The 12,096-nt window shown below is 68.9% G+C and carries 13 protein-coding genes; 3 read left to right on the top strand and 10 right to left on the bottom strand.

The window, feature by feature from the left end; genetic code table 11:
* Nucleotides 1-130: 130 nt before the first annotated feature.
* Complete coding sequence (locus ACFYXB_RS25550; protein ID WP_389586312.1) at nucleotides 131-1,384, top strand: PTS transporter subunit EIIC; 1,254 nt, start codon at nucleotides 131-133, stop codon at nucleotides 1,382-1,384.
* Nucleotides 1,385-1,475: 91 nt separating this feature from the next.
* On the opposite strand, the gene ACFYXB_RS25545 is transcribed toward ACFYXB_RS25550, so the two are convergent.
* A complete protein-coding gene (locus tag ACFYXB_RS25545) occupies nucleotides 1,476-2,228 on the bottom strand; it encodes an MBL fold metallo-hydrolase (RefSeq protein WP_389586310.1) in 753 nt (250 codons plus the stop codon).
* A 213-nt stretch (nucleotides 2,229-2,441) separates the two neighbouring features.
* On the opposite strand from ACFYXB_RS25545, the gene ACFYXB_RS25540 reads away from it, so the two are divergent.
* Complete coding sequence (locus tag ACFYXB_RS25540) at nucleotides 2,442-2,900, top strand: type II toxin-antitoxin system PemK/MazF family toxin (RefSeq protein WP_351354995.1); 459 nt, start codon at nucleotides 2,442-2,444, stop codon at nucleotides 2,898-2,900.
* A gap of 30 nt (nucleotides 2,901-2,930) precedes the next feature.
* Here the strand turns inward: ACFYXB_RS25540 and ACFYXB_RS25535 are convergent, their stop codons facing one another.
* From ACFYXB_RS25535 to clpS, 9 genes are all read right to left on the bottom strand, one after another.
* Nucleotides 2,931-3,410: a hypothetical protein gene (locus ACFYXB_RS25535; RefSeq protein WP_389586308.1), complete on the bottom strand. Its 480-nt coding sequence runs from the start codon at nucleotides 3,408-3,410 to the stop codon at nucleotides 2,931-2,933.
* Nucleotides 3,411-3,531: 121 nt separating this feature from the next.
* A complete protein-coding gene (locus tag ACFYXB_RS25530; RefSeq protein WP_388497058.1) occupies nucleotides 3,532-5,601 on the bottom strand; it encodes a putative Ig domain-containing protein in 2,070 nt (689 codons plus the stop codon).
* Between the two features lie 271 nt (nucleotides 5,602-5,872).
* On the bottom strand, nucleotides 5,873-6,823 hold the full coding sequence (locus ACFYXB_RS25525) for a PLP-dependent cysteine synthase family protein (protein ID WP_389586305.1): 951 nt from the start codon (nucleotides 6,821-6,823) through the stop codon (nucleotides 5,873-5,875).
* A 5-nt stretch (nucleotides 6,824-6,828) separates the two neighbouring features.
* Complete coding sequence (locus ACFYXB_RS25520; RefSeq protein ID WP_351354983.1) at nucleotides 6,829-7,107, bottom strand: MoaD/ThiS family protein; 279 nt, start codon at nucleotides 7,105-7,107, stop codon at nucleotides 6,829-6,831.
* Between the two features lie 85 nt (nucleotides 7,108-7,192).
* The gene (locus ACFYXB_RS25515) at nucleotides 7,193-7,288 is read right to left on the bottom strand and encodes a putative leader peptide (RefSeq protein ID WP_351354981.1); all 96 of its coding nucleotides are present in this window, start codon (nucleotides 7,286-7,288) and stop codon (nucleotides 7,193-7,195) included.
* A 79-nt stretch (nucleotides 7,289-7,367) separates the two neighbouring features.
* Nucleotides 7,368-7,790 carry a Mov34/MPN/PAD-1 family protein gene (locus tag ACFYXB_RS25510; RefSeq protein ID WP_389586303.1) on the bottom strand — a complete coding sequence of 141 codons (423 nt, stop codon included), beginning with the start codon at nucleotides 7,788-7,790 and terminating at the stop codon, nucleotides 7,368-7,370.
* Nucleotides 7,791-7,999: 209 nt separating this feature from the next.
* Nucleotides 8,000-9,418, bottom strand: coding sequence for an amino acid permease (locus ACFYXB_RS25505; protein WP_389586301.1), 1,419 nt, complete (start codon nucleotides 9,416-9,418; stop codon nucleotides 8,000-8,002).
* Nucleotides 9,419-9,738: 320 nt separating this feature from the next.
* A complete protein-coding gene (locus ACFYXB_RS25500) occupies nucleotides 9,739-10,344 on the bottom strand; it encodes a DUF2017 domain-containing protein (protein WP_389586299.1) in 606 nt (201 codons plus the stop codon).
* An 11-nt stretch (nucleotides 10,345-10,355) separates the two neighbouring features.
* Nucleotides 10,356-10,673 (bottom strand): ATP-dependent Clp protease adapter ClpS, encoded by a 318-nt coding sequence (gene clpS, locus ACFYXB_RS25495; RefSeq protein WP_189311766.1) that lies wholly within the window; start codon nucleotides 10,671-10,673, stop codon nucleotides 10,356-10,358.
* A gap of 57 nt (nucleotides 10,674-10,730) precedes the next feature.
* Between clpS and ACFYXB_RS25490 the strand changes: the two genes are divergently transcribed.
* On the top strand, nucleotides 10,731-12,077 hold the full coding sequence (locus ACFYXB_RS25490; protein WP_389586296.1) for a nicotinate phosphoribosyltransferase: 1,347 nt from the start codon (nucleotides 10,731-10,733) through the stop codon (nucleotides 12,075-12,077).
* The last annotated feature ends 19 nt before the right edge of the window (nucleotides 12,078-12,096 follow it).

Here is a 12,096-nt window from a genome sequence, read left to right as displayed (position 1 = left end):
GCGGGGGCCTGAACGGAGTACGGCGCGTAGCGCTCCGGTTGCTGAATTAGCGGGTTCCATACACCGCCTTCATCTGCTAAAACAGGTCTACACCACTGAGTGGTGTAGACCACCACCCGATGGAGGAAGTATGAGCACCGCGACCGCCACGCCTGCGGCGGCTCCCGCGAAGAAGCGGGGATCCGGGCTGTTCCAGGGCCTGCAGAAGGTAGGCCGCAGTCTTCAGCTGCCCATCGCCGTGCTGCCGGCGGCTGGTCTGCTGCTCCGATTCGGGCAGCAGGACATTCATGACAAGCTGAACCTGCCGGACAAGGTTACAGCTGTGTTCGCCACGGCCGGCGGCGCGATCTTCGACAACCTGCCGCTGCTGTTCTGCATCGGTGTCGCGATCGGCTTCGCGAAGAAGTCGGACGGCTCCACCGCACTGGCCGCCCTGGTCGGCTTCCTGGTCTACAGCAACGTCCTCAAAGCGTTCCCGGTCACCGAGGCGAAGGTCCAGGCGGGTGCGGACGTGGCCGCGACCTACAACAATCCCGGTGTCCTCGGCGGCATCGTGATGGGTCTGCTGGGCGCCGTGGTGTGGCGGCGGTTCCACCGCACCAAGCTCGTGGACTGGCTCGGCTTCTTCAACGGCCGCCGCCTGGTGCCGATCATCATGGCCTTCGTCGGCACGGTCATGGGTGTCTTCTTCGGCCTGGTCTGGGAGCCCATCGGTGAGGTCATCTCCAACTTCGGCGAGTGGATGACCGGTCTGGGCGCCTTGGGCGCGGGTCTGTTCGGCCTCATCAACCGCGCGCTGATCCCGGTCGGCATGCACCAGTTCGTGAACACCGTCTCCTGGTTCCAGATCGGCGACTTCAAGAACGCGGCCGGCGAGATGGTCCACGGTGACCTCAACCGCTTCTTCGCCCATGACCCGACCGCGGGCCAGTTCATGTCCGGCTTCTTCCCGATCATGATGTTCGGTCTGCCGGCAGCCGCCCTGGCCATCGCGCACTCGGCCCGCCCCGAGCGCCGCAAGGCCGTGTTGGGCATGATGCTCTCGCTCGCCCTGACGTCCTTCGTCACCGGCGTCACCGAGCCCATCGAGTTCTCGTTCATGTTCGTCGCCCCGGTGCTGTACGCGATTCACGCGGTCCTGACGGCCCTGTCCATGGCGATCACCTGGGCGCTCGGCGTGCACGCGGGCTTCACATTCTCCGCGGGCTTCATCGACTACGCGCTCAACTGGAACCTGGCGACCAAGCCCTGGCTGATCATCCCGATCGGCCTGGTGTTCGCGGTGATCTACTACGTCGTCTTCCGCTTCGCCATCACCAAGTTCAACCTCCCCACCCCGGGCCGCGAGCCCGAGGAGGAGATCGAGGACCTCACCAAGGCGTGAGCCCCGCCACGGCGTGACGAAGGCCCCGGAACCAAGTCACATGGTTCCGGGGCCTTTTCGTGGGCGTACGGGCCTGAACCCCGTACGGACTTCAGATCTCGTACGACATTCTCGGCGCCGCCAGTTCCACCGGACCGTCGTACGCCTCGCGGGCGTGGGTCAGGTTGATCTGGGGGTCGGTCCACGGGGGGATGTGGGTGAGGAGCAGTCGGCGGGCGCCCGCGCGGGTCGCCGTCTCGCCGGCCTCGCGGCCGTTGAGGTGGAGATCCGGGATGTTCTCCTTGCCGTACGTGAACGCGGCCTCGCACAGGAACAGGTCGGTGTCCCGGGCCAGCTCGTCGAGCGCCTCGGTGACGCCCGTGTCGCCGGAGTACGTCAGCGACCTGCCGCCGTGCTCGACGCGGATGCCGTACGCCTCCACGGGATGGCGCACCTTCTCGGTGTGCACGGTGAACGGGCCGATCTCGAACGTGGACGGCTTCACCGTGTGGAAGTCGAAGACCTCGCTCATGGAGGAGGCGGAGGGGGTGTCGGCGTAGGCGGTGGTGAGGCGCTGTTCCGTGCCCTCGGGTCCGTAGACGGGGAGCGGTTCGGCGCGGCCGCCGTCGTGCCGGTAGTAGCGCGCCACGAAGTAGGCGAGCATGTCGATGCAGTGGTCGGCGTGCAGATGGCTGAGGAAGATCGCGTCGAGGTCGTAGAGACCGCAGTGGCGCTGCAGCTCGCCCAGGGCGCCGTTGCCCATGTCGAGGAGCAGCCGGAAGCCGTCGGCCTCTACGAGGTAGCTCGAGCAGGCCGATTCCGCGGACGGAAACGACCCCGAGCAGCCGACGACGGTGAGCTTCATGAAGCAGAAACCTCCGTTGGCGAATCCGGAAGGAGTGGGGCAGACAGGGGTCGTGCGGTCCGTTGAGCGTAAGGCGCAAAAGGGCCGGTCGCTCCTCCGCCAGGGGCCGTTGTGGGCGAACTCACCTGTGGTGTCACCGGTTCGGCTGGACCGGGGGCGCGGAGTCGCGCGAGAGGGCGCGCGCGGGGAATCGCACGCCGGTAACGTCGTCGTATGGACACGTCCTGGTGGCTTGCGCTCGCGGCGGTGGTGCTGCTCGCGCTGGTCGCCACGCTCGTCGACGGCTGGGGACGCAGCCGCCGGCCGCAGCGGGCGCGGACCCGGCCGCCGGGCCGCCGTGAACGTCCGGCGGGACGTGCGGCGCAGCCGCGGCCCGGTGACATCTGGTGGGCGAACGTGCCGCACGAAGTGGGGCCGGGAGCCAAGGACCGCCCCTGTCTGGTGCTCGCGGTGCACGGCAAGCGGGCCACGGTCGCGAAGATCACCAGTAAGTATCACGACGAGCGCGCCGGGGTGATCCCGCTCCCGCCGGGTTCGGTCGGCGACGCGCACGGCCGGCCCAGCTTTCTGGAGACGGACGAGCTGCGGCAGGTCCCGGTGTGGGACTTCCGACGGCGGGTGGGTGTGGTCGACCCGGTCCTGTGGGACCAGGTGCGGCATCTGGCGAGCTGAGCGCGGCTGCTCAGCGGGTCTCCGTGCGTTTCAGCGGACCCGGACCGTCACCGTCCAGTCCTGGATGCCCAGGCAGGACACCTGGCCGGGGCTGCTGGGGCTGGCGCACAGCGGGCGGGACGAGGTGAGGGTCGTGGTGCCGGAGGCGATCGCCTCGTAGGCGACGTTCACGTCGCCCGGCATGATGACGATGCCCGCGTTGATGGGCCTGAGCACCCCGCTGCCGCTGATGGCGACCGGCTTCCATGGGCGCTCCTTGGTGCCGTCCAGGGAGATGCGGACCTGTCCGCCGCGTGTGAGGCAGAGGACGCGGCCGTTGTCGTCGACGTTGAGCATGACCGCGGACGTGCAGGCGCCGTTCGAAGGGTGCGACGCGGACGGCGTGGGAGAGGATGAGACGGCGGTGCTGCCGCTGCTCGCGTGCCCCCCGCCGCCGTCGGTGGTGCAGCCCATGAGGAGGAGCACTGCCGCGGCCGTGACCGTCGTGCCGTGGAGGGTGGTACGGCGCATGGAGTGACCGCCTTTTCGCCGGGAGGGGACCTGGTGCAGTTGTGACGTTCCCCGTCTGCGTTCGGATCCCGGCAGGACCCCGGCCGGATACTCCGACCGGGGTCCTCCGTTCAGCGGTATGTCAGCTGGTCGTGACGGCGGTGTCGTCGACGACGAAGCTGGTCTGGAGGGAGGAGTCCTCCACTCCGGAGAACTTCAGGGTGACCGTCGAGCCCGCGAACGAGGACAGGTCGAAGGTCTTCTGGGTGTAGCCCGAGGCCTTGTTGAGGTTCGAGTACGTGGCCAGGGTCGTCGAACCGGCGGTCACCGTCAGCTTGTCGTACTGGGTACTGGTGGTGGTCTCCGCGCTGTCGATGTGCAGCCAGAAGGTGAAGGTGGCCTTGCAGCCGGAGGGGATGGTCACCGACTGGGACACGGTGTCGGTGTGGGAGGAGCCGTAGCCGTCGAGCCAGGCCTTGTAGGAGCCGCCGTGCGCAGCCTCACCGGTGTCGTTCGTGATGACACCGCTGGTCGCCGTCCAGCTCGAGCTGCCGGACTCGAAGCCCGGGTTGCCGAGCAGCTGCGCCGAGGTGCAGGTGCCGCCGCCGGAGGTGCTGACTGTCCAGGTGAAGGAGGCCGAGCCGGAGGCGCCGGTGGAGTCGGACGCGGAGACGGTCACGTTGTACGTGCCCGCGGTGGACGCCGTACCGGATATCAGGCCGGTGGAGCTGCTGATGGACAGGCCGGTCGGCAGCCCGGAGGCGCTGTAGGTGAGGCTCGCGCCCGCGCTGTCGCTGGCGTGGATCTGCAGGCTGACCGAGCTGCCGGTCGCGGTGGACTGGCTGCCCGGGTTGGTGACGGTCACCGTGTTGCCGCTGCCGGTTCCGGCGGTGAAGGCGGCGGTGCCGTTCGGGGTGCCCCAGCCGGTCGGGCCGTCGTAGCCGGTGCCGGCGGTGCAGAAGTACGAGGGCGAGCAGCTGCCGTTGTTGCCGCTGGTCACGTCGTACAGGTTGCTGGTGTGGGAGTAGGGGTACTTCGCCGGGTAGTCGGCGGAGCCCGGGGTGCCCGCGAGGGCGTAGACGCCGGCGATGATCGGGGCGGAGGCGCTGGTGCCGCCGTAGACCGCCCAGCCGGAGCCGCCGTAGGTGTCGTAGACCGCGACGCCGGTGGCCGGGTCGGCGACCGCGGAGACGTCGGCCTCCATGCGCTTGGAGCAGCCGGTGTCGGTCTGCCAGGTCGGCTTGGGGTCGTACGCCGAGCAGCCGGAGCCGGTGCCCTCGGTGCTGTTGGTCTTCCACACCGACTCGGTCCAACCACGGGAGTTGGCGGACGTCGACAACGCGGTGCCGCCGACGGCGGTCACATACTGGGAGGTCGCCGGGTACTCCGCGCCGTAGGCGGAGTCACCCGAGGAGACGGTGATGGCGACGCCCGGGTGCCTGAAGTACTGGGTGTCCTCGCTGGTCTGGGAGGAGGACTCGGACCCGCCCCAGCTGTTGGAGACGAACTTGGCGCCGAGCGAGACGGCCTCGTTCTCGGCGATGCCGAGGTTGGCGTCGGTGGGCGAAGTGGCCTCGACCAGGATGATGTTGCAGTTCGGGCAGACCGCGCTGACCATGTCGATGTCCAGCGCCTCCTCACCCGCCCAGCCCGTGTCGTTGGGGGGCAGCGAGGTGGTGGAGCCGGTCTGGCTGACCTGCTTGAAGCAGCCGTTGGCCTTGGTGCACGCGGACAGGCCGTACTGCGAGCGGTAAGTGGCCAGGTCCGACTCGGCGTTGGGGTCGTTGTAGGCGTCGACGACGGCGACGGTCAGTCCGGAGCCGCCCGTCGAGGGCAGGTTGTAGGCGCTGTGCAGGTTGGCCGGGCTGAGGCCGGAGGGGGCGGCGGCGAGCGCGGCGGACAGGCGCTGCCTGATGTCGGTGCGGCGCTGGGCGAAGCAGGACGCCCGGCCCGGCCCGGCGGTGGCACAGAGGTGCTCGGTGGGCACCTTCTGGCCGGCCTTGCCGGTGGAGTGGAAGCTCTGCCGCTGCGGGTCGGTCAGGGCCTTGGCGTTCTGGGTGGCCTTGGTGGTGTGCGAGGTGACGGGAGCGGTCTGGGCGCCGGCCGTCGGGGCGGCGAACAGTCCGGCGACGGTGAGGGCGAGGGCGGGCACTGCAACGGCGAGGAGCTTGCGCAGGCTCCGTCTCCGCTTGCTCTGGCGTGACTCACGCATGGGGTGCTGCCTCCATCGGGAGTGGGGATCTCGAGTCGGGTGGCAGGCCCGTGACGCGCGTAGCGGCGGCAGAGAGCGCGATCATGAGCATGACACTCAGGGCGCCCTGCCGGTGAGCGTGACATGACAGGACGGGGCGAACCTAACCGCGGGGCACCCCTCGCCAATCCCCCCGAAAGAGATCTTTGCCGCTCCATAGGCAGCGCTTGGCCCCCTCGTAGGAGGGGGTTGGCGCGTAGATGGCGGTAGTTGGAAAGCGGGAGAGGAAAGCCTAGGCCCAGAGCTGGCCGTGCAGCGTCGCGATGGCCTCTTCCGTGGTGGCCGCCGTGTAGACGCCCGTGGAGAGGTACTTCCAGCCGCCGTCGGCCACGACGAACACGATGTCGGCGCTCTCGCCGGCATTCAGCGCCTTCTTGCCGACACCGATCGCGGCGTGCAGCGCGGCGCCGGTGGAGACGCCCGCGAAGATGCCCTCCTGCTGGAGGAGTTCACGGGTACGGGTGACCGCGTCGGCCGAGCCGACCGAGAAGCGGGTGGTGAGGACGGAGGCGTCGTACAGCTCGGGTACGAAGCCCTCGTCGAGGTTGCGCAGGCCGTACACCAGGTCGTCGTAGCGCGGTTCGGCGGCGACGATCTTCACGTCCGGCTTGTGCTCGCGCAGGAAGCGGCCGACGCCCATGAGGGTGCCGGTGGTGCCGAGGCCCGCGACGAAGTGGGTGACGGAGGGGAGGTCGGCGAGGATCTCCGGGCCGGTCGTGGCGTAGTGGGCGCCCGCGTTGTCCGGGTTTCCGTACTGGTAGAGCATCACCCAGTCCGGGTGCTCGGCGGAGAGCTCCTTGGCCACGCGCACCGCGGTGTTGGAGCCGCCCGCGGCCGGGCTGGAGATGATCTCGGCGCCCCACATGCCGAGCAGGTCGCGCCGTTCCTGCGAGGTGTTCTCGGGCATCACGCACACCATGCGGTAGCCCTTGAGCTTGGCCGCCATGGCCAGGGAGATGCCGGTGTTGCCGGAGGTGGGCTCGAGGATCGTGCAGCCCGGGGTCAGCCGGCCGTCCTTCTCCGCCTGCTCGATCATGTGCAGGGCGGGACGGTCCTTGACCGAGCCGGTCGGGTTGCGGTCCTCCAGCTTCGCCCAGATCCGGACGTCGGCGGACGGCGACAACCGCGGCAGGCGCACCAGGGGGGTGTTGCCCACCGCGGCGAGCGGGGAGTCGTAGCGCATCGGGATCAGGCCATACCGCCGGCCACCGCCGGCAGGATCGTGACGGTGTCGCCGTCGGACAGCTTGGTGTTGATGCTGTCGAGGAAGCGGACGTCCTCGTCGTTCAGGTACACGTTGACGAAGCGGCGCAGCTTGCCGTCGTCGACGATGCGGGCCTGGATGCCCGCGTGCCGGGACTCGAGGTCGGCGAACAGCTCGGCGAGGGTCTCCCCGGCGCCCTCGACGGCCTTCTCGCCGCCGGTGTACTGGCGGAGGATGGTGGGGATGCGGACCTCGATGGCCATGGTTGCGGGCTCCTGTCGGAAAGGGTCGGGTCTGTAGGCACACGGCACCGCGCCGCGGCTCACGGCCGTACGGCGGCAGGGAACGTCAACAGATGGCGCTGTTCAGCCTGCACAGATCGACGTGCAGCCGCGCCACGAGCAGCACGCTCGGCGCCTTGTCGCTCACGTCGGGAAGAACCATGGATTCATCGTATCGATTCCCCCTCCGCCCCCTGGAATGTGATCTCGCATCGTGGATGAATTCTGACCGAACTGCGAGATCAGTAGGCATTCACGACCTTGACCTCCTCCTCGGTCACCTCTCCCTCCACGATGCGGAACGAGCGGAACTGGAAGGGACCCGCCTCGTCGGTGTCGGCGGTGGAGACCAGGACGTAGTGGGCGCCGGGCTCGTTGGCGTAGGAGATGTCGGTACGGGAGGGGTAGGCCTCGGTCGCCGTGTGGGAGTGGTAGATGATCACCGGCTCCTCGTCGCGGTCGTCCATCTCGCGGTAGAGCTTGAGGAGGTCCTGCGAGTCGAACTCGTAGAACGTGGGCGAGCGTGCCGCGTTCAGCATCGGGACGAAACGCTCGGGGCGGCCGGCGCCCACCGGACCGGCGACCACACCGCACGCCTCGTCGGGGTGGTCCTCGCGCGCGTGGGCGACGATCTTGTCGAACAGGGCCTGGGTGATGGTCAGCATGGTCGCCAGGATAAACAGAGGAAACGGGGCCGCGCGAAGCGCGTCAGGTAGGGCGGTGGTGGGCGACGGGCGGGCCCTCCCGTACCGAGGGGTGGTACGGGAGGGCCCATATGCCGGACGCCCTGAGCGGCTGCCCCGGCGAGTGCCACGAGTACTCGCCGGGGCAGGACGTCCTTTCTGATGGTTCAGAGGTGGTTGATGCGCGGTGGTCAGCCCACCCGCTCCAGCTCCGGCCCCCGGCGGTCGGCGATCTCGGGAGTGCGGTTCTTGAGGAACAGCCAGCCGATCCCGAGGGCGACGGCCCAGCCCGCCATCACGTACAGGCAGACGCGGGAGTCGGCGTCGTACGCGATCAGGCCGGTGACGAAGAGCAGGAACACGATCGCGATGTACGAGCACACCGCGCCGCCCGGCGCCGGGAAGGAGGAGGCCGGCAGCCGGCCCGAGGTCACCGCGCGGCGGTACAGGACGTGGCTGATCAGGATCATCAGCCAGGTCCAGATGCCGGCCGCGGTCGCCACCGAGGTGACGTAGCCGAACGCCTTCTCCGGGACGATGTAGTTGAGGACCACACCGATGGCCATGAAGGCGACGGAGACCGTGATGCCGAGCGCGGGGGTCTTCGAGGCCGACAGGCGGCAGAACGCCCGGGGCGCCTCGCCGTTGTCCGCGAGGGTGCGCAGCATACGGCCCGTGGAGTACATGCCGGAGTTGCAGGACGACAGGGCCGCGGTGAGCACCACGAGGTTGACGATTCCGGCGCCGGTCGGGATGCCGATCATCGCGAACGCCTTCACGAAGGGGCTGACGCCCGGCGCGAACTCGGTCCACTTGACCACGCACAGGATGACGGTGAGGGCACCGACGTAGAAGAGCGCGATGCGCCAGGGCAGGCTGTTGATCGCCTTCGGGAGGGTCTTCTCCGGGTTCTCGGACTCGCCCGCCGTCACACCGACCAACTCGACGGCCAGGTAGGCGAACATGACGCCCTGCAGGGTCATCAGGGAGGAGCCGATGCCCTTGGGGAAGAAGCCGTCGAACTGCCAGAGGTTGGACACGGTGGCGGTGTCACCGGCGGCGCTGAAGCCGAAGGTGAGGACGCCGAGGCCGATCACGATCATGCCGACGAGCGCGGTGACCTTGACCATGGAGAACCAGAACTCGATCTCGCCGAACAGCTTCACCGAGATCAGGTTGGCCACGAACAGGACCACCAGGAAGACCAGTGCCGTCACCCACTGCGGGACGGACGGGAACCAGTCGTTGACGTAGATCGCGGCGGCCGTCAGCTCGGCCATGCCGGTCACGACCCACATCAGCCAGTAGGTCCAGCCGGTGAAGTAGCCGAAGAACGGGCCGAGGAACTCCCGCGAGTACTCCGCGAAGGAGCCCGAGACCGGGCGGTAGAGCAGCAGCTCGCCGAGGGCCCGCATGATGAAGAAGATGATGATGCCGGCGAGGGCGTACATGAGAATGAGGCTGGGTCCGGCCTTGGCGATGTTCGCCCCAGCGCCCAGGAACAGGCCGACGCCGATGGCGCCGCCGATCGCGATCATCTGGACCTGACGGCTGCCGAGCCCGCGCTCGTACCCCTCTTCAGGGGTGTCGGTGACCTTGGCAGAGGTCATGTGTGGTGCGCCTTTCTCCATGCCGGCCCGGGCCTTTCGTCGGCCTCGGACCGGGTTTCGATCCCCCCCGGATTGATGGAGCTGTGCCTGGCCGGCGGTCGCCGGCTCGGTAGCGCACCCGGCCGAACATGGGTGGTGTTGGCCGGGCGGTCGTGAAGATTTATCCACGGCCGCAATATTGATCAACGGCGCCGCCTGTGGCACATCACACAGGAAGAAACGGACAAAGAGCTTTCAACAGCGGCAAATTAGGCCGCAATGGTGACGTGATCGTTATTCGGATTTGAGCGTCTGCTGAGAGGACGCCATATCGGACGAAATCAGGGCATCAGGGTGGTGACGAGGGTCTCCTGGAGACCGCCGAGCCAGAGGTACGCCATCACCATCGGCTTGCGCGGGTCCTCGTCCGGCAGCCGGTAGAGCAGATCCGTGTCGTCCTCGTCGATGATCTCGAGCCGCGATCCGATCGCCAGGCGCAGGTCGTTGAGGGCGGAGAGCCACTGCCGGGACTGGTCCGGGGACAGCTTGAGGACCGCCCCGCCGTCGTCCACCGGCGCCAGCGCGTCCAGGGAGCGGATCACCGCGATGCAGTTCTCCCGCTTCCCGGCCCTGAGGTCGTTCTCGGTGTAGCGGCGGAACTCGGCCGAATGGGCCAGCTGTTCCTCGGCGTCCTGGGGCGAGTCCGGCGCCTTCTCCGGGTCGCTGTAGGCGTCCGGGAACAGACGGCGCAGCACCGGATCCTCGGGGGGCTCGCTCGGACCCTCGGCGAACAGCTCGGCGAGCGGGTCCTCGGGGGCGTCCGCGCCGGGACCGGGGCCGATGAGCTCCAGGAGCTGGACGGCGAGCGACCGGATGATGGAGATCTCGACATCGTCGAGTGCGACGGCCGCGCCGCCGCCGGGGAGCGGTTCGAAGTGTCCTGGCATCAGTGGGGTCGTTACTTCCGGTCCTGCTGGAGGGTGGCCCACAGACCGTAGCCGTGCATCGCCTGCACGTCGCGTTCCATCTCCTCGCGGCTGCCGCTGGAGACGACTGCCCGGCCCTTGTGGTGGACGTCGAGCATGAGCTTGGTGGCCTTGTCCTTGGTGTAGCCGAAGTACGTCTGGAAGACGTAGGTCACATAGCTCATGAGGTTGACCGGGTCGTTGTGGACGATCGTGACCCAGGGGACGTCGGGCTCGGGTACGGCGAAGACCTCCTCCGCCGACTCGGTGCGTTCGATCTCTAGGGGAGCGGGTGACGTCACAGGCCCCATGCTGCCACGCCCAGCCAAAATCGTCACACTGACGAAATGGGGGTAGCATCTATCGCCATGAACACAGCGGACCTTGGGCTGCCGGTGGATGTTCCCTCGACGGCGCTCTTCACGGACCAGTACGAGCTGACGATGCTGCAGGCCGCCCTGAAGGCGGGTACGGCCGAACGGCGGAGCGTGTTCGAGGTCTTCACCAGGCGGCTGCCGCACGGGCGCCGCTACGGCGTCGTGGCGGGCACCGGGCGTGTCCTGGACGCCGTCGAGAACTTCCGCTTCGACGCGGCCGTCCTCGGCTTCCTGCGCGAGCGGCAGATCGTCGACGAGGAGACCCTCCAGTGGCTGGCCGGCTACCGCTTCAGCGGTGACATCTGGGGCTACCCCGAGGGCGAGGTGTACTTCCCCGGCTCGCCCATCATCCGGGTCGAGGGCTCCTTCGCCGAGTGCGTGCTCCTGGAGACCGTGATCCTGTCGATCCTCAACCACGACTCGGCGATCGCGGCGGCCGCCTCCCGCATGGCCTCCGCCGCGGGCGAGCGGCCGCTGATCGAGATGGGCGCGCGCCGCACCCACGAGCTGTCCGCCGTGGCCGCCGCGCGGGCCGCCTACGTCGGCGGCTTCGCGACCACCTCCGACCTGGCCGCGGGCTTCCGCTACGGCATCCCGACCGTCGGCACCTCCGCGCACGCCTTCACCCTCCTGCACGACCACGAGCGGGACGCCTTCCGCGCCCAGGTGGACTCGCTGGGCCGGGGCACGACGCTGCTCGTGGACACGTACGACGTCGCCGAGGCAGTCCGTACGGCCGTCGAGGTGGCCGGCCCCGAGCTGGGCGCCGTGCGCATCGACTCCGGCGACCTGCTCCTGGTCGCGCACCGGGTGCGGCAGCAGCTGGACGAGCTGGGCGCGACCGGCACACGGATCGTCGTCACCTCCGACCTGGACGAATACGCCATCGCCTCGCTGGCCGCGGCGCCCGTGGACGCGTACGGCGTCGGCACCCAGCTGGTGACCGGCTCCGGGCACCCGACCTGCTCCATGGTCTACAAGCTGGTCGCGCGCGCCGAGTCCGCCGACCCGGCCGCGCCGCTGCTGCCGGTGGCGAAGAGGTCCACCGGCGGCAAGACGTCCATCGGCGGCCGCAAGTGGGCGGCGCGGCGGCTGGACGAGGACGGGGTGGCCGAGGCCGAGGTCATCGGCACCGGTCCGGTGCCGGCGGAGCTGGTGGACCGGCAGCTGCTCGTCGAGCTGGTCAAGGGCGGCGAGGTCGTGGCCCGCGAGCCGCTGGACGCCGTACGCGACCGGCACACGGCCGCCCGCGCCAACCTGCCGCTGTCGGCGACGCAGCTCTCGCGCGGGGAACCCGTCATTCCGACGGAGTACGTCCACGGGCGCTCGGGTAACTAGAGCGCATGTCCCCAGCCAC

Origin of the sequence: Streptomyces sp. NPDC002619, from assembly GCF_042889305.1 — a bacterium.
Lineage (GTDB): Bacteria > Actinomycetota > Actinomycetes > Streptomycetales > Streptomycetaceae > Streptomyces.
Note: the sequence above shows the minus strand (reverse complement) of the source record. Positions and strands in the feature narration are given on the sequence as shown.